Origin of the sequence: Micromonospora sp. LOL_023, assembly GCF_048060115.1 — a bacterium.
Lineage (GTDB): Bacteria > Actinomycetota > Actinomycetes > Mycobacteriales > Micromonosporaceae > Micromonospora_E.
Map to the genome: position 1 here is coordinate 18,309 of NZ_JBHMIM010000042.1, position 17,243 is coordinate 35,551.

Sequence of the window (17,243 nt, forward strand, 5' to 3'; positions counted from 1 at the left end):
TCGGGCAGTCTGGTTGACGACCGGGGAGTGGCTGGCCGGCGCGACTGGAGGACTGAAATGTTGCTGAGGGTTCGTGTGACCCTGCCGGACCGGCCCGGTGCGCTCGGACAGGTGGCCCGCACACTGGGGGTGGCGGGCGCCGACATCGTCCAGGTGACGGTGCTGGAGCGGCTCGGGGGCCGGGCGGTGGACGACTTCTCGGTGGTCTGGCCGGGGACTGCCCGGGTGGACCGGCTGCTCGCCGGACTCGCCGCCATCCCGGGTGTCCAGGTCGACGGGGTCTGGCGCGCTATCGGCGCCCCGGTCAACGGCGGTCAGGACGCCGAGCTGCTCGCGCAGGTGGCGGCCAACCCCACCGATGGACTCGCCACCTTGGTCGACGCGGTGCCCGGGCTGCTCGCGGCCGACTGGGCCGCCGCCGCCGTGGTGCCGGCGGACTGGGCGATTCGCAGTGGTTCGAGGCCATCCTCCGGTGCGACGGCGCCGACGGCGCTCGGCTCGCTCGACGCTGAGCTGCGCCTCGACGTTCCTCCTCGCTCCGGTGACGGATTCGTGGCGGGTCTGACGGTGCCGGTCGACGAGCCGCCGACCGGCGGCGAGCCTGCGGTGGGCTACGCCAGCTGGCGAGCTCCAGTGCCGCTGCGACTGCCCGAAGTCACTCCGTTGCGGGCGCGGCCGATGGAGGGGCCGGACGGGGTGCGGTACGCCTCGGTGCCGTTCGGTCGGGCCGGTCTGGTGCTGATCGTCGCCCGGACCGACGGTGACGGGCTGCCCCCGGCCGCCTTCCACATCACCGAGGTGGACCGGATCGCCCAGTTGGTCCGGGCAGCGACGGTGATTCTCGGTGACCGGCTTGATCTGGTTACCGCCGAACCGGTCGTCGCCCAGCGTTGACGCGCCAGCGGTGAGCCGATCGACGTCGGTGTCCTCGACGTCCGGACCGGTGGCCGATGTCACCGAGAGAAGTCACCACTGGGCAATCTGAGGGAAACAGCATGACGGCAAGCTGGGAAGTGGGCGCAGCGCGGCGCTGATCGAGCGGGCACCGAGCACCCTGGGGGAGAGGAACAGCCGATGGCGCTGTGGCGGATCAGAGCGACGGTGGACGACCGGCCGGGTTACCTGGCCGTGCTCACCGCGAGTCTGGCGTTGCGTGCGGTGAACATCCTTGCCGTCCAGGTGCACACCACTGAGGGCGGAGCGGTCGACGACTTTCTGGTCGACGGACCGGAGACGATGACCGAGGCGGACCTGATCGCCGCCGTGGAGCGTGGCCGAGGCCGCGACCCGTGGGTCGCCCGGGCCGAGGCCCGTGGCCTGGCGGACCAGCCGACCCGGGCGCTGGCCCTGGCCAACCGGTTGGTCCGGGATCCGGAGGCGCTGGGCGACGTGCTGCGTACGCTGCTCGGCGCGACGTCGGTGACCTGGCGTCCGGCACCAGCGGCGCAGACCGCGACCCGGCTGACCGACACGATGCGCCTGCCTGACCCGGCCGGCGGTTGCTACGACATCGTCCGGCGGGAGCCGAGCTTCACCCCGGCCGAGTTCGCCCGGGCGCAGGCCCTGGTGGAGTTGGCGGCGGGGGTGAGCCGGCGTAACGGCGACCAGCTGGCCCTGATGCTCGCCGGCGGCGCGGAGCTGGTGCTGCGTGGAGCCAGCACCGACGACCTCGCCGAGCTGCAGGCGATGGTCGGCCGTTGCTCGCCGGAGGGTGGTACCCCTGGTCTGGTCGGTTGCCCCGCCGAGGTGGTCACCGCGCGTCTGCGGCGGATCCTCGACCAGCCGCGGGGGCTGCTGCTGGTTGCCGTCGACAGCAGCGGTACGAGCGAGCGGATCGTCGGTGCCGGGCGGCTCGTCGTCGAGGGTGTCCTCGCCGAGGTGGCTGTGCTGGTGGAGGACGGTTGGCGTCGTCGCGGGGTCGGCACCGCGCTGCTGCGCCGGCTGGTCGCCTACGCCGGCCGGACCGGTCAGTCCGCCCTGGTGGCCCACGTCGCCGCCGGTGACCTCGGGATGCTCCGGACCCTGGCCCGGCTGAACCGCCCTGGCGAGGTGGAGCGTGATGGTGACCTGATGAGCGTTACGGTGCCGTTGGTCGATCGGCCGGTCGACGTCGCGGCACCGACTCCCGCCACCATGACCTAGGCGGTTGCCCCGACGTCCCGGTCCTGGTGCGGGGCCGGTGCGTCGGTCGACTCGGTCTGCGGTGGCACGCGGGGTCTCCTCCTGTAGGACGGCAGGAGGAGACCCCGCTCTTTTCGTGTCCGGGTTGCTCTCGACCGCCGACCGCCGAGTCGTGGCTGGATCTGGTGGTGGCGGGGCTTCCCAAATCGGTTTCGAGGCGGTTAAATCATCGGTGCGCGTGGTGATCGCTCTCTATGGATGGGAGCGCTCCCAGGCGTTGGTGTCCCATGTGGCTCCACGCCCAGTATCACCCGGCCGGCCCGGCTTGACCGTCAGGTCGACCGCTGACTCCGCCGTGACGGCGCGTCCAGCACGAGGTGAGGGGCGGATGCGCCCACATCCGCCCCTTGGTGTCCCTCCACTGCGCGATGTCGCGCGCGGCTCCACGGACAGGAGCGAGTGTAGTGCGCGACAGCAATCGGCCGGCCCGCCCGGCCGGCCAGAATCAGTGGTACCGCCGGTTGGCCGCGACCGGGCTGGCCGTACTGCTCACCGCCACCGGTGTCGTGGCGGCTGTCGTGGCGGCGGCACCGCCTTCCGACGCCGCCGTGGCACCCCCGTTCAACTACGCCGAGGCGCTGCAGAAGTCATTGCTGTTCTACGAGGCACAGCAGTCCGGTCCGCTGCCGCAGTGGAACCGCGTCTCGTGGCGCGGGGACTCGGCCCTCAACGACGGCGCCGATGTCGGCCTGGATCTCACCGGCGGCTGGTACGACGCCGGGGACCACGTCAAGTTCGGTTTCCCGATGGCCTTCTCGACCACGATGCTCGCCTGGGGAGCCATCGAGTACCGGGCCGGGTACAGCACCTCGGGACAGCTGCCGCACCTGCTCGACAACCTGCGATTCGTCAACGACTACTTCATCAAGGCGCATCCGGCCCCGAACGTGCTGTACGGCCAGGTGGGCAAGGGCGACGACGACCACAAGTGGTGGGGGCCGGCCGAGGTCATGCCGATGGCGCGGCCGGCGTACCGCATCGACGCGACCTGCGGCGGCTCGGACCTTGCCGCCGAGACCGCTGCGGCGATGGCCGCATCCTCGATGGTCTTCCGTCCGACGGATCCGGCGTACGCGAACACACTGGTCAGCCACGCTCGGCAGCTCTACACCTTCGCCGACACCGTACGTAGGGCCTACCACGAGTGCATCACCGACGCGACCAGCTTCTACCGCTCGTGGAGCGGTTACCAGGACGAGCTCGTCTGGGGGGCGATCTGGCTGCACCGGGCCACCGGCGAGGCCGCGTACCTGACCAAGGCCGAAGCCGGGTACGACAACCTCGGCACCGAACCGCAGACCACCACCCGGGCCTACAAGTGGACCCTGGCCTGGGACAACAAACAGTTCGGCGCGTACGTGCTGTTGGCGAATCTGACCGGCAAGCAGAAGTACGTCGACGATGCCAACCGGTGGCTGGACTACTGGACGGTCGGGGTGGGGGGCGAACGGGTCCGTACCTCGCCCGGTGGCATGGCGGTGCTGGACACCTGGGGTGCACTGCGGTACGCGGCGAACACGGCATTCGCCGCGCTGGTCTACAGCGATCAGATCACCGACAGCACCCGCAAGGTTCGCTACCACGACTTCGCGGTCCGGCAGATCAACTACGCGCTCGGCGACAACCCGCGCGCCTCCAGCTACGTCATCGGGTTCGGTGCCAACCCGCCGCGCAATCCGCACCACCGCACCGCGCATGGTTCCTGGTGGGACAGCATGCAGGTGCCGGAGCAGACCCGGCACGTCCTGACCGGTGCCCTGGTCGGCGGTCCGTCCGCGCCGGACGACGCTTACACCGACCGGCGGGACGACTACGTGATGAACGAGGTCGCCACCGACTACAACGCCGGTTTCACCTCGGCGTTGGTCCGGCTCCACCAAGAGTACGGTGGCACACCGTTGGCGAACTTCCCGCAGCCGGGGACGCCGGACATCGACGAGATGTCGATCGAGACCACGATCATGCAGAACGAGACGCGGTCGACCGGTGTCAAGGCGATCATCTACAACAAGTCGGCGTTCCCTGCGCGTGCGCTCACCGGGGCGAAGTTCCGTTACTACTTCGTGCGTGACGGCTCCGGGGCGCTGGAGGTGAGTAGCCCGTACAGCCAGGGTTGCCCCAAGCCGACGACGGCCCGGCAGCATTCCGGTGACCTGTGGTACGTCGAGGTCGACTGCGCCGGCCACACCATCGCACCGGCCGGGCAGTCGGCGCACCGGATGGAGGTGCAGCTCAAGGTCGGGGTGGCCGAGGGCGGCACCTGGACCCCCGCGAACGACCCGTCCTACCAGGCGGCTGCCGGGCCGAACAGGTCGGTGCCGCTGTACGACGACGGTGTCCTGATCTGGGGGCAGGAGCCCACCGGCCCCACGCCGACGCCGACGCCGACGATCAGCCCGACTCCGACTCCGACTCCGACGCCGACGATCAGCCCGACCCCGACGCCGACGCCGACCCCGACGATCAGCCCGACGCCGACACCGACGATCTCCCCGACGCCGCCGGTGCGGGGTTGCCGGGTCGGATACAACACCAACGACTGGTCGACCGGGTTTACCGGTACGGTCACGATCACCAACACGGGCAGCGCGCCGATCAACGGGTGGACGTTGCGGTTTGCTTTCCCCGGCGCTCAGCAGGTCACCCAGGGCTGGTCGGCTACCTGGTCGCAGACCGGCAATCGGGTGACGGCCGGCAACGCGTCCTGGAACGGTGGCCTGGCACCGGGGGCGAGCGTCAGCATCGGCTTCAACGGCACCCACTCGGGCGGTAACCCCCGACCCACCTCGTTCACCGTGAACGATCTGGTCTGCTCAATCGGCTGACCGGCGTCGAGTAGGACCGACCGGCGTGGGTGCCGACAGACACAGCCTGTCGGCACCCGCGCCGGGGAAGTCGGTGATCCAGTTTCGCATCGATGCCTGGCCCGGCCCGTAGCACGGTGCCCCCGGACAGGTTGTGTTCGCTGTCGAGCGCGGCCGGCAGGGTCCGGCCGTCCGCCGACCAGGCTCCGCTGACCATGTGCATCGGTCCTGGACCGGACAGTGGGGGCCGAGTGCTGCCTTCCAGGTTGATGGACGGCCGGGATCAGCCGACGCAGTAGACGAGACGGTTGGCCGTGTTGCTGCCGGGGTTGGTTACCACGCCGACCGTGGCGGTCGACACCAGCCGGTCGGCGACCGGTGCGGGGCTCCACAGCGGATTTCCGGCGAGCACCAGTGCGGCGCAGCCGGCGACGTGCGCGGCCGCCATCGAACTGCCGCTGATCGTGGCGGTCGCGGTGTCGCCGGTGTGCCAGGTGGAGGTGATGCCCGCACCTGGGGCGAAGAGGTCGATGCACGGTCCGTAGCTCGCCGAACTCATCCGGGCGTCGGTGACCGTGGTGCCGGCCACGGTCAGTGCCGCCGGCACCCGGGCCGGGGAGGTGTTGCAGGCGCTGGTGGCGGAGCTGCCGCCGGGCACCGCGTAGCTGATCCCGGAGTTGATCGAACTGGTGACGGCGGCGTCCAGCGCCGCGCTGGGGCTGCCGCCCAGGGCCAGACTGGCCACCGCCGGCTTGACCGCGTTGGCGGTGACCCAGTCGATGCCGGCGATCACCCCTGCGGTGGTGCCGGAGCCGGCGCAGCTGAGCACCCGTACCGGCACGATCTGGACGGCTTTCGCGACCCCATGCGACCGGCCACCGATGATGCCGGCGAGGTGGGTGCCGTGCCCGTTGCAGTCGTCGGCCGGGCCGCCGTCGATGACGTCGAACCCGGCGGTGACCCGGCCACCGAAGTCGGTGTGGGAACGTCGGACACCGGTGTCGATCACGTACACCCGCACGTTCGGCGCGGTCGTCGGGTACGCGTATCGGCCGTCCAGTGGCAGGTTGCGCTGGTCGATCCGGTCCAGGCCCCACGACGGCGGGTTCAGCTGTACGCCGGCGGCCAACGGTGCGACGACGTGATCCTGTTCCACGTAGGCGACCGCGGGATGGGTGGCGAGTCGGCTGGCCTGCGTGGCGGACATCCGTGCGGCGAAGCCGGTGACCGCGTTGCGGTAAACACGGTCGACGCTCGCGGCGTACCGCTGGCTCAGCAGTCGGACGGTGGCATCGTCGACGCGGTCGGCCCGCAGCACGACGATGTAGCTGTCTGGTAGGGCGGTGGCGCCACCGGCTCGGCGGATCTCGCCGACCTGGTCGGCGGATCGGTCGGCGGCGTGCGTAGGGGCGGGATTGCCGGCGGCTGCCAGTGCGGCGAGCATACCGGCGGCCAGCAGCCTACGTATCGATGAGGTGTCCATCCCTTCACTGTCGCGAAGAGTAGCGATATGACTACCCGTCACCTTTGGTATATCGCTGGTGTTATGACAACGAAGACTGTCGTCCCGTCAACGGGTCATCTCGATCGGCCGCCCCTGAGTAGTGTCTGGGTTGGACGGCCAGCGACGTATGTCTTCGGGACGGAGCGCCGATGTCGGTGGAGGACGGCGACGCCCCGGTCGACCGGGCCAGGCGTGGGGTACGCGGATGGGTCCGGGAGGTCGGCCGGCGCACCGGGCGTGGGCTCCGCAACGCCACGCCGTACGGAATCCTCGCGTTCCTGGCGGCTTCGGCCCTCGCCCCGATCGCCGGTGCCGGTCTGGGTGCCGGTGGTCTGTTCGGTGCGGCCCTCGACCAGCTCGGCCAGGTCGGCGGCGGCTACCTCAGCGATGTCCTGTCCAACACTGCCGAGCGGCTGCGTGGCCGCAAGGTCACCGAGTCCGAGTGGCGCGACGCGATCGCCGAGGAGTTGCTGGCCCGGCTCAACGCCGACGACGAGCAGGCACACGCGATCCACGCCGACATCGGACGGTTGCTGCGGGCCGTGGACGCGGTGGAGGTCGCGCTCTCCGAGGCGGTCCGCAGCGACCCGCAGCTGCGCGACGAGCTCGCGGCCACGTTCCACCTGCTCGGACGGGACATCGGCGCACTGCACTGGATGGTCACCGACGTGCAGCAGGTGCTCGGTGAGCTGCAGCGGCAGCTTGCCGAGCGCAGCCACGAGCAGCGCGTCGAGATGGAGCGGATCAGGCGGCAACTGATCACTATCACCTATCTGACCGGCCGGGTCGACGAAGCCCGGACCGACCGCCCCGGCCTGACCGACCGGCGGGATCCGGGCACCCAGCCGGCGGTGGCCGAACAGTCGGGCACCGACCCGGCGCTGATCTGCCCGTACCCGGGTCTGGCCAGCTTTCAGCCGGCGGACGCGGCCTGGTTCCGCGGCCGTGAGGCGCAGGTGGCACAGGTGCTGGGCCGCCTCGCCGAGCAGACCGCCGGGGGGCCGCCGCTGCTGCTGACCGGCGTGTCCGGAGTCGGGAAGTCCTCACTGCTGCGGGCCGGAGTACTGCCTGCCGTGGCCGGCGGGGCGCTCGGCGACCCAGCCGGCTGGCCCTGGCTGCTGACCACCCCGGGTGCGCATCCGCTGACCGGGCTCGTCGAGCGCGCCGTCGCCAGCGGCGGCACCGACCCCGGCGAGCTGGACACCGTGGCGGTACTCGACGATCCGACCCGGTTCGGGGAACTCGCCGCCCGAATCGCCCGGGCAGCTACCACTACCGACGCCGCCGGCCCGGTTGCCGCGACCGGCCGGCTGGTGATCGTGGTGGACCAGTTCGAGGAGCTGTTCACCCACTGCGCCGACCCCGCCGAGCGGCTCGCCTACGCCACCGCGTTGGCCAACGCCGCCCCCGCGTTGGTGGTGATCGCCGTCCGGGCCGACTTCTACGCCGCCTGCGCCGAGCTGCCACCGCTGGCCGAGGTACTGGCGGCGGACCATCTGTTCCTCGGCCCGTTGAGCGTCGACGAACTGCGCCGGGCAGTGCTCGAGCCGACCAGTCGCGCCGGTCTCGACATCGAGGCTGGCCTGGTCGAGCTGCTGCTCGCCGACCTCGGCGCGTCGGCCCCCGCCGGATACGACCCCGGTGCGCTGCCGCTGCTCGGTCACGCGCTGCGCGCGACCTGGGCGCGGCGCGACGGCCGCCGGTTGACCGTCGACGGCTACCGCGCGACCGGCGGCATCCACCGCGCGGTCGCCGAGACAGCCGAGGCGATCTACCTCGACCTCGACCAGCCCGGCCGCCGGGCGTTGCGGGCGGCGCTGCTCAACCTGGTGACCGTCGCCGACACCGGCGCGGTGGTACGCCGACGCGGTGACGGCACCGGGTCGGACCCCGATGTGCTGGCTCGGCTCGTCGCGGCCCGGTTGGTCACCACCGGCGAAGACACCGTCGAGATCAGCCACGAGGCCCTGCTGACCAGCTGGCCCCGGCTGGCCCGTTGGTTGACGCAGGCCCGCGACGAGTTGATCCTGCGGCAGCGGTTCATCGCCTCGGCTCAGGACTGGCAGGCCGCCGGTCAGGATCCGGACCTGCTGCTGCGTGGATCCCGGCTCACGGCGGTCCGGGAATGGGCCGTCAGCCGCGACGATCTGCGGCCACCGGAGATCGACTATCTGGCGGCCAGTGTCGCCGCCGCCGACGCCGCCGAAGCGGCCCGGCGCAGCGGGGTCCGCCGGTTGCGCCGCCTGGTGGTCGGGCTGGCGGCGGCGCTGCTGCTGGCGGTCGCCGGTGGACTGGTCGCGCTGGACCAACAGGGCACCGCGAACGAGCAACGTCGCCAGGCGACGTCCCGGCAGTACGCCGCCGAGTCGCTGATCGCAGCCGAGAGCGACGAACTGCTGTCGGTACGCAAGGCGCTCGACGCCTGGGCGCAGGCGCCGACGGTCGAGGCGTACGGCGCGTTGATCTCGGCGCAGGCCACCGTCACGTTGGGTCCGCTCGGCACCGAGTCGGGTGGCATGTCGGTCGCGTTGAGCCCCGACGGTGCCCTGGCCGCGGTCGGGCACACCGACGGCACGGTGCGGATCTGGGAGGTGGCCAGCCTGCGCCCCCGGGACGTCGTGCTGTGGCAGGCCGACCGCAAGCCGGTCATCTCATTGGCCTTTTCCCCGGACGGGCGATTCCTGGCCTCCGGTTCGTTGAGCGCCGAGGGGGTGCAGGTGTGGGACGTGGCCACCGGTAGCCTGCTCCATCGGCTGCCCGCTGTCGGTGCGCTCGGCTGGTTGCCCGGCACCACGACCCTGGTGGCGAGCCGGGTCGGTGCCGACCTGACTCCGGACCTGCAGGTCGGCGGATGGGACGTGACCAGCGGGGAACTCGTGTTGGCGCTGCCCACCGGCATGCTGGCCTACGACCTGGCCGTCAATGCGGACGGCGGGCTGCTGGCGATCGCCAATCCCACCGACGGTGGCGCTCAGGTATGGCGGCTGGCTGACCAGGCGCAGGCGCTGGCGATTCCGGGCGACGCCCAGCACGTCGCGTTCGGCCCGTCGGACACCCTTGCGGTCAGTGGCTTCGACGGCGACCTGGCGGTCTGGACGTTCGGGTCCGACGAGCCGCCCCGTCCGCTGCAGACCGGCCCGCGACGCCCGCCGGCCCCGCTGGCCGTCACGCCGGACGGGACACTGCTCAGCCTCGGCGGCTGGCAGCCGGTCCGGGTGGACGGTTGGGCGATCACCGAGGGAACCGTCGGGCGGGCATACGTCGGCTTCGCCGGGCAGACCCTGGTGGACCTGACCGTCTCGACCGACGGGCGGGTCGTCGCGGTCACCGGGCCGGACGCCCCCACCATGTTGTTCCGCCGGGGCGAAAGCCGACTGCAGCATCCGGAGTCGGTTCAGTACCTGGCCGTCGCCCCCACTGGGGACAGCCTGGCCACCGCCGGCGGTGACGGAGTGGTCCGGGTCTGGGACCTCGCGGCCCGCCGGGAGTTGGTGACGTTTCGCCCCGAGGCGACGGCAGCAGGTCTGGCCCTCGCATCGGACGGCACCCTGGCGGTGGCGACCGCCGATGGGCGCGTGTTGCGCTACGCGGCCGACGGCACCTTCGCTGGTGAGCTACTGATTGCTGATGGGGCCGAGAAGAGGGTGTACGAGCCGGTGTACTCGCCGGACGGCAGCCAGCTGGCGGTGATCGCGACCCGGATCGGGCCGGACGGTGCCGCGCAGGATGGCGTCGCGGTCTGGCAGCTCGACACGGCGCAGCCGGCGACGTTCCTGCTGACCGGCGGTGGTGCACCGGCCGCGCTGGCCTTCACCCCGGACGGCACCCGGCTACTCGCTGCGGTCAACCACGCCGAGGAGGAAGGCTTCGACCGGGCCCTGCGGGCCGAGATCTGGTCCTGGCGGGCCGCCGACCTGTCCCCAGCTGGTCAGGCAGCGGCGGGACAACAGCGAGTCACCGACCTGGCGGTCAGCCCGGACGGTCGACTGCTCGCCGTCGCCGGAACAAGCCGGCGGGTCGAGCTGCGGCACCTCGACGGACTCCAACTGCTGCGGGCACTTCCGGCACACAGCGCCACCGTCGAACGGATCGCCTTCACCCCGGATGGCGCCCAGCTGGCCACCAGCTTGGTCACTGACGACCTGTTGCGGCTCTGGGACACCGGGAGCACTCAGCTCGTCGGGGTGCTGACCGGGCACGTCAGCGACATCAACGCGATCGCCTTCACCCCCGACGGTGTCCTGGTCTCCGGCTCGTGGGACACGACCCTTCAACTGTGGCAGCTCGACCCGGACCATGCCGTGCGGCGGCTGTGCCAGATCAGCGGCACCGTGGCCGAGGCGGTCGGCGACAGCCCACCGGCACCCTGCCCTGACCCGGCAGCCGCTGGCTAGGCCGGTTCGGTGAGTTCGCCGGCCAGCAGATCCATCAGCAGCCCGTCGCGGAACCCGCCGTCGGGTAGCCGCTCGTAGCGGCGCAGCACCCCGACCGGGCGGAAACCGACCCGGGCGTAGCAGCGGATCGCGTCGGCGTTGCCGGCCGCCGGGTCGATCACCAACCGGTGGTGCCGATGCGCGTCGAACAGGTGCCGGGCGAGGGTACGCACGGCGTCGCTGCCCAGCCCGCGTCCGTGCACCGGTGGGTCGAGGAAGATGTCGATCCCGGCATGCCGGTAGGCCGGCGTCGGTTCGGCGTACCACTGGATGGCGCCGACCACCCGCCCGGCGAACCAGACCGCGAGCCGTTCGACGTCGGGGTCGTCGAGTTCGGCCCGGATGGTCGCCTCGTCGCTCGGGTCGGTCCACCAGCGGGTCACCTCGGGCTGGGACCGGATCGCGGACAGCGCCGCGACGTCGGCCGGGGTCGCCAGGCGCAGGACGACTCGGGCGCCGCGCAGCGCTGGGGCAGAGGGGAGCAGCACCCATCCACGGTAGGCGGTCGGTGTGGTTGCCGACAGTCCACTACGCCCTGACCGGTGGCCGGTGCCGGGCCGGGTCGGCCGATCGGGGTCACCCACCGGCCGGCCCGGGACACCGTTGGCGGACCGGTCAGCCGAGCTCGTAGGTCAGGCCGGTCCAGAAGGACGGCAGCGGGCTGAACCACGAGTTGTTCGGGGCCGCGTTGCAGCCGCTCTCGCTGCGACTGTGCAGGCCGTACGCCCAACGGCTGCCGCTGGAGCTGAGCCAGTACCAGCCGCCCCCGCTGTCACCGGGGCAGGCGTCGTAGCCGCCGACGCGGACCATGCCGCGCTTGTTCGGGTCGCTGACCGAGGTGATGGTGCCGCACGGGTTACCCGGGTTCGCCGGGTCGATGATCCGGGCGGCGAGGCAGACCGTTTCGCCCTGCAGGATGAAGCCCATGGACGGAGCCGCGCCGTCGACCGGCACCGAGCGGCCCGCCGCGTTGTGCATGTAGATCCGTCCCACCGTGTCGGCGCGGTAGGCGGCGTTGGTGACCTGGATGGCGCCGGCGTCGACGACGCCGGAGTCGATGGCGTCGGTCATCGTGCCGATCGTGGTGGGGGTCGTGGTGCCGGTCGACCAGGCCGCGTTGAGTCCGGCGCAGTGGCCGGAGGTGAGCAGCCAGCGCACGCCGGTGCTGCCTCGGGCGGCGAAACCGGCGGAGCAGGAACCGCCGGAGCGGCGGATCACCAGGCCGGACCGGAGGCTGTCGTTGCAGTCGTTGCGGGAGTTGCAGACGTCGAGGTCGAACGGGCGGGCGTCGGCGGTCACCAGCGTGACACCGGCCGGGACGGTGCCGGTGAGCGCGTCGCGTTGCCGCTGCGGCAACGCGACGACGACCTGGTTGGTCTCGACGTCGATGCCGACCAGGCCGGCGGCGACCCGGCCGAGCTGGTCGCTGCCGGTACGCAGCGCCTCGGCCCGTTGTTCCAGTTCGGCGTAGGTGCGGGTGACCCGGTGGGTGCGAACCGGGACGCCCAGGTCGCGGCCGACCTTGATGATATCGCGTTCGGCGGCGGTGGTGGTGACCGCGACCTGGTAGGTCGCCGAGAACGGGTCGAACCAGGCGCCGCCGAAGGTCTCCGGCCGCTTGACGAGTTCGGTCTTGAGCGCTTCGCCGTGGGACTGGGCCTCGGCGGCCCTGGCCGCGGCGTCGGCGCTCAGCCCGGGATGGGCGTTGAGGTATGCCTGGGCCATGGCGGCGGTGACCACGGCAGCGCGGCCGGTGTCGCGGGCGGCGGTCCCGGCGGCCGGTGCCGCCCCGGCCGGGGCGACGAGCAAGGTGCAGACGAGCAGGGTGGCGGCGCCGACGGTGCCGAGCAGGCGCGGCACGCCGCCGGGCTTCATGGTGCGGGTCGGGCCTGAGCGAGGTGTCACGTGTCCTCCTCCGGATACGGCGGACCGGGTGGACCGCCGGGGAGAAGCGTGACTCAGGATCAGTAAACGGTCACTCTTCGTGTCGGAGATGTGATAGGTCAACTCCGATCTGATGGGGTCTTGTCCCTATTCACGTTGCCGTGCTCGACGCACCACGCCGACCAGCCGGCCGGCAGCACCTGCACCTTCATCCGGCGCCGGCACCGGGCGCAGTAGCGTGGCGGCTCCCAGGCGCGCGCCGCGACGCAGTCGTCATGCGTACCGGTGCTGGCGGCCGCGCCGCACCGGTCGCACCAGATCGGGTCCACCGGCCCGGCCTCAGATCGTCGCCGACAGCGCCTTGACCGGCATCTTCAGGTCGTCCAGCAGCGCGAGATCCTCGGTCGCCGGTCGGCCCAGCGTCGTCAGATAGTTACCGACGATCACCGCGTTGATGCCGCCGAGCAACCCGTCCCGGGTGCCCAGGTCGCCCAGGGTGATCTCCCGGCCGCCGGCGTACCGCAGGATCGTGCGCGGCATCGCCAACCGGAAAGCGGCGATGGCCCGCAACGCGTCCCGGGCCTCGACCACCGGTCGGTCACCGAGCGGGGTGCCCGGCCGTGGGTTGAGGAAGTTCAACGGCACCTCGTGCGGGTCCAACTCGGCCAGCTGCGCGGCGAACTCGGCCCGCTGCTCGATCGTCTCGCCGAGACCGAGGATGCCGCCGCAGCACACCTCCATACCCGAGTCGCGCACCATCCGCAGCGTCTCCCACCGCTCCTCGAAGGTGTGCGTGGTCACCACGTTCGGGAAGTACGAGCGGCACGTCTCCAGGTTGTGGTTGTACCGGTGCACACCCATCTCGACCAGTTCGTCGACCTGCTCCTGGCTGAGCATCCCCAACGATGCCGCGACCTGGATGTCCACTTCGGCCTTGATCGCGGCGACGCCCGCCCGCATCTGCTCCATCAGCCGGGCGTCCGGCCCCCGCACCGCCGCCACGATGCAGAACTCGGTGGCACCGGTGGCCGCCGTCTGCTTCGCCGCCTCGACCAGCGACGGGATGTCCAGCCACACCGCCCGTACCGGCGAGGCGAACAGCCCCGACTGCGAGCAGAAGTGACAATCCTCCGGGCAGCCGCCGGTCTTGAGCGAGACGATCCCCTCCACCTCGACCTCCGGCCCACACCACCGCATCCGTACGTCGTGGGCGAGCTGCAGGGCGGCCGGCACCTGCTCGTCGGGCAGGCGCAACACGGCGAGGACACCGGCCTCGTCCAGGCCGACGCCACGCTCCAGGACTTGAGCGCTGGCTAGGTCGAGGATCTCTGACATGGTCGTACCCTACAAGGCGGCGTAATTGACGAGGGGGACCCGTGGCGGACTGGTTGGACGGCCTGCGACGCCGTGGCGCGTTACGGGCCAAGGCCGGACTGACCCGCGAGTTGCGTCCCCGCTCGCCCGGCGAGGCGCGAACGGATCTGGCCGGCAACGACTACCTCGGGCTCGCCCGACATCCCCAGGTGGTCGCGGCGGCGGCCGACGCACTGCACCGGTACGGACTCGGCGCCACCGGCTCCCGGCTGGTCCGTGGCTCGACCGACGCGCACACCGAGGTGGAGACGGCCCTCGCCGGCTGGCTCGGCACCGACCGGGCCCTGGTCTTCTCCTCCGGCTATCTGGCCAACCTCGGTGCGATCCGGGCCCTGGTGCGGCCCCGCACCCTGCTGGTGTCCGACGCGTACAACCACGCCTCGCTGATCGACGGATGTCGGTTGTCGGGCGCGCAGACCGAGGTCGTCGCACACGCCGACCCGGCCGCGGTGGAGTCGGTGCTGGCCGGGCATCCCGGGCGGCCGGCCGTCGTGGTCACCGAGTCCGTCTTCTCGGTCGACGGCGACCCGGCACCGCTGGCGGCACTGCACTCGGTCGCCCGCCGGCACGGTGCGCTGCTGCTGGTCGACGACGCGCACGCGCTCGGGGTGACCGGTCCGGCCGGCGCCGGTGCAGTGGCCGGCGCCGGGCTCGCCGGTGAACCCGACGTGCTGGTCACCGCCACGTTGTCCAAGGCGCTCGGCGGCGCGGGTGGGGTGCTGGCCGGCCCCGAGCCGTTGATCCGGCACGTGATCGACACCGGTCGGACCTTCATCTTCGACACCGCGCTGCCGCCGGCGGTCGCCGCCGGGGTGCACGCCGCACTATGCCTGGCCCGCGACGGTGACCAGCTGCGGGCCGAGCTCGCCGACCGGGTCGCCTCGGCGGTCGACCGGCTCACCGGTGCCGGGTTCGACGTCGGCGGCCCTCCTGCCGGCGGGGTCGTGTCGATCGGCGCGCCCGGACCGGAGTCCGCCGTGGCCTGGGCCCGTGACTGCCACGACCGGGGCGTCGCGGTCGGCTGCTTCCGTCCGCCCTCCACACCGGACCATCGGGCCCGGCTGCGGATCACCGTCAACGTCGGCGTACCCCGGGCCGAGTTCGACCGGGCGCTCGACGTGATCGTGGAGTGCGCCCCGTGACCGGCTGGTGGGGGCCGGTCGTCGTCACCGGCACCGACACCGGGGTCGGCAAGACCATCGTCACCTCGGCGATCGCCGCCGCCGCCCAGGCCGCAGGGCTGCGGGTGGCCATGGTCAAACCCGGGCAGACCGGTACGGTCACCGGCGACCCGTCGGACGCCGACATCGTCACCCGGCTCGCCGACCCGGCGACCGTACGCACCCTCGTCAGCTATCCGGAGCCGCTCGCGCCGCTGGCCGCCGCCCGGGTCGCCGCCGCCGAGCCGCTGGAGCTGTACGCCGCGGTCGACGCGGTACGCGAAGAGGCCGACAAACACGACCTCGTGCTCGTCGAAGGCGCCGGTGGACTCCTGGTGCCGATGGGGCTGCGGCCCTCCGGCGAGTCCTGGACCGTCGCCGACCTGGCGGTGTCGCTGGGCGCCCCGGCCGTCGTGGTCGCCCGCGCCGGCCTCGGCACCCTCAACCACACCGCACTCACCCTGGAGGCGCTCGAACGTCGGGCGATCCCGGCGGGTGTCGTGCTCGGTGCCTGGCCGGCCGAGCCGGAGCTGGTGCACTGGGCGAACCTGAGCGAGCTGGTGCCCACCATGGTCGGCGCGTTGCCGGACGGGGCCGGCGCGATGGAACCCGGGGTGTTCCGCCGCTCGGCACCAGGCTGGCTGACTCCGGCGCTGTACGGCGTACTCGACGACTGGCGGGCCTGGGCTGACGACGTCAGCTGACCGGCCCGTCCGATGCCCGCTGCGCGACGTCGGCGCGGTGCCGGCGGATCACCAACGCGTCCGGCATCCGGAACGACAGGTTGTCCGGCGACCACGGCGCCCGCACCACCTCACAGTCCACCAGCAGCGGTGCCGCCTGCCCGACGACCACCGCCGTCTCCATCCGGGCGAGTTGCGCCCCGACGCAGCGGTGTACGCCCGCCCCGAACGCCAGATGCCGGCGGGATCCCCGCTGGCCGGGCTGGAACTGGTCGGTGTGCGTCACGACCGACCGGTCCCGGCCGGCCGCGGCCAGCCACAGCACCACGCTGGAACCACCGGGCACGGCCGTGTCGCCCAACGTGGTGTCGACCGCTGCCCGCCGCCGCCAGGTGACGATCGGTGGCACCAGCCGCAGCCCTTCCTCCACCACGTCGTCGACCCCGATCGAGCCGTCGACCAGACCGGCGAGCACCACCGGCTCGCCGGCCAGCCGGTGCAGCAACAGGGCAAGGAACTGAGACGTCGTCTCCTGCCCGGCGACCAGCAGGAAGAACAACGCGCCGACGACGGTGTCCGGTGGGTGCCCGGCGTCGCGCAGTGCCTTCGCCAATCCACCGCCGGTCACCGCGAACTCGCGGAGCACCGTGTGGAACCGGCCCACCGTGTGCGCCAGTTCCCGCTGCCGCCCCGCGTCGACCGGCGCCCAGAACAGCTCCAGCGCCGCGCGGGCGAACCGCTTCACCGTGCCGGTCGCGGCGTCCGGTAGCTGCACCAACCGGGCCAGCACCAGCAGCGGCAGGTCGGCGGCGAGCTCCGCGTACAGGTCGACCGGCCGGCCCGCGTCCAGCGCCTCGGTGAGTCCGGCAACCCGGGCGGCGACCGTCGCGGCCAGCCAGTCCCGCTGGGCGGCGACCCTCATCGGGTGCAGCGCCTCGGCGAGCACCGACCGGATTCCCGGATGGCTCGACGTGCCGTTGTTGGCCAGGGTCGGTGGTAGCCGGAAGCCGTACGAGGCGAGGATCCGCAGGGCCGCGACCGGGATCGGGGTGACCGCGTCGAGCGCGTTGTCCGGCCGGAAGGTCTCCGGATCGGCGAGCACCTGGCGGACCAGGGCGTGCCGGGTCACCAGCAGATGGGCGGTGCCGGTGTGGTCGGCGACCTCGACCACCGGCGGCCACCGGTCGTCGACCCGCTCCCAGTTGCGGAACAACACCTGA

12 protein-coding genes are annotated in these 17,243 nt (G+C 72.1%); 6 read left to right on the plus strand and 6 right to left on the minus strand.

Annotated elements, in window-relative coordinates:
- Positions 1–57: 57 nt before the first annotated feature.
- The 3 genes from ACFHVL_RS21475 (at position 58) to ACFHVL_RS21485 (ending at position 5,006) form a co-directional block, all read left to right on the plus strand.
- Positions 58–894 (plus strand): amino acid-binding protein, encoded by an 837-nt coding sequence (locus ACFHVL_RS21475; protein WP_416630158.1) that lies wholly within the window; start codon positions 58–60, stop codon positions 892–894.
- 180 nt (positions 895–1,074) lie between these two features.
- On the plus strand, positions 1,075–2,142 hold the full coding sequence (locus ACFHVL_RS21480; RefSeq protein ID WP_416630160.1) for a GNAT family N-acetyltransferase: 1,068 nt from the start codon (positions 1,075–1,077) through the stop codon (positions 2,140–2,142).
- Between the two features lie 443 nt (positions 2,143–2,585).
- Positions 2,586–5,006 carry a glycoside hydrolase family 9 protein gene (locus ACFHVL_RS21485; RefSeq protein WP_416630161.1) on the plus strand — a complete coding sequence of 807 codons (2,421 nt, stop codon included), beginning with the start codon at positions 2,586–2,588 and terminating at the stop codon, positions 5,004–5,006.
- Positions 5,007–5,268: 262 nt separating this feature from the next.
- Here ACFHVL_RS21485 and ACFHVL_RS21490 read toward each other — a convergent pair whose 3' ends face one another.
- Positions 5,269–6,468 carry a S8 family peptidase gene (locus ACFHVL_RS21490; protein ID WP_416630163.1) on the minus strand — a complete coding sequence of 400 codons (1,200 nt, stop codon included), beginning with the start codon at positions 6,466–6,468 and terminating at the stop codon, positions 5,269–5,271.
- A gap of 170 nt (positions 6,469–6,638) precedes the next feature.
- On the opposite strand from ACFHVL_RS21490, the gene ACFHVL_RS21495 reads away from it, so the two are divergent.
- Complete coding sequence (locus tag ACFHVL_RS21495) at positions 6,639–10,883, plus strand: AAA family ATPase (RefSeq protein ID WP_416630165.1); 4,245 nt, start codon at positions 6,639–6,641, stop codon at positions 10,881–10,883.
- On the opposite strand, the gene ACFHVL_RS21500 is transcribed toward ACFHVL_RS21495, so the two are convergent.
- From ACFHVL_RS21500 to bioB, 4 genes are all read right to left on the minus strand, one after another.
- Positions 10,880–11,386, minus strand: coding sequence for a GNAT family N-acetyltransferase (locus ACFHVL_RS21500; RefSeq protein WP_416630210.1), 507 nt, complete (start codon positions 11,384–11,386; stop codon positions 10,880–10,882). The two genes, ACFHVL_RS21495 and ACFHVL_RS21500, sit on opposite strands and share 4 nt — an antisense overlap.
- Positions 11,387–11,537: 151 nt before the next feature.
- Complete coding sequence (locus tag ACFHVL_RS21505; protein WP_416630166.1) at positions 11,538–12,827, minus strand: hypothetical protein; 1,290 nt, start codon at positions 12,825–12,827, stop codon at positions 11,538–11,540.
- A gap of 98 nt (positions 12,828–12,925) precedes the next feature.
- Positions 12,926–13,135, minus strand: a complete 210-nt coding sequence (locus ACFHVL_RS21510; RefSeq protein ID WP_416630168.1) for a hypothetical protein — start codon at positions 13,133–13,135, stop codon at positions 12,926–12,928.
- Positions 13,136–13,145: 10 nt separating this feature from the next.
- Positions 13,146–14,141, minus strand: coding sequence for a biotin synthase BioB (bioB, locus tag ACFHVL_RS21515; RefSeq protein ID WP_326554550.1), 996 nt, complete (start codon positions 14,139–14,141; stop codon positions 13,146–13,148).
- Positions 14,142–14,182: 41 nt separating this feature from the next.
- Between bioB and ACFHVL_RS21520 the strand changes: the two genes are divergently transcribed.
- Complete coding sequence (locus ACFHVL_RS21520; protein ID WP_416630171.1) at positions 14,183–15,322, plus strand: 8-amino-7-oxononanoate synthase; 1,140 nt, start codon at positions 14,183–14,185, stop codon at positions 15,320–15,322.
- Positions 15,310–16,044 (plus strand): dethiobiotin synthase, encoded by a 735-nt coding sequence (gene bioD / locus ACFHVL_RS21525; protein WP_416630173.1) that lies wholly within the window; start codon positions 15,310–15,312, stop codon positions 16,042–16,044. The genes ACFHVL_RS21520 and bioD overlap by 13 nt, the downstream gene beginning before the upstream one ends.
- Here the strand turns inward: bioD and ACFHVL_RS21530 are convergent.
- Entirely contained in the window at positions 16,037–17,239 is a 1,203-nt protein-coding gene (locus ACFHVL_RS21530; RefSeq protein WP_416630175.1) for a cytochrome P450, read from the minus strand. The two genes, bioD and ACFHVL_RS21530, sit on opposite strands and share 8 nt — an antisense overlap.
- Between the last annotated feature and the right edge of the window lie 4 nt (positions 17,240–17,243).

What these genes read in the sequence shown, in the direction of transcription:
- bioB (WP_326554550.1), bottom strand. Translation starts at nt 14,141, where the DNA reads ATGTCAGAGATCCTCGACCTAGCCAGCGCTCAAGTCCTGGAGCGTGGC.
- ACFHVL_RS21490 (WP_416630163.1), bottom strand. Translation starts at nt 6,468, where the DNA reads ATGGACACCTCATCGATACGTAGGCTGCTGGCCGCCGGTATGCTCGCC.
- ACFHVL_RS21475 (WP_416630158.1), top strand. Translation starts at nt 58, where the DNA reads ATGTTGCTGAGGGTTCGTGTGACCCTGCCGGACCGGCCCGGTGCGCTC.
- ACFHVL_RS21480 (WP_416630160.1), top strand. Translation starts at nt 1,075, where the DNA reads ATGGCGCTGTGGCGGATCAGAGCGACGGTGGACGACCGGCCGGGTTAC.
- ACFHVL_RS21495 (WP_416630165.1), top strand. Translation starts at nt 6,639, where the DNA reads ATGTCGGTGGAGGACGGCGACGCCCCGGTCGACCGGGCCAGGCGTGGG.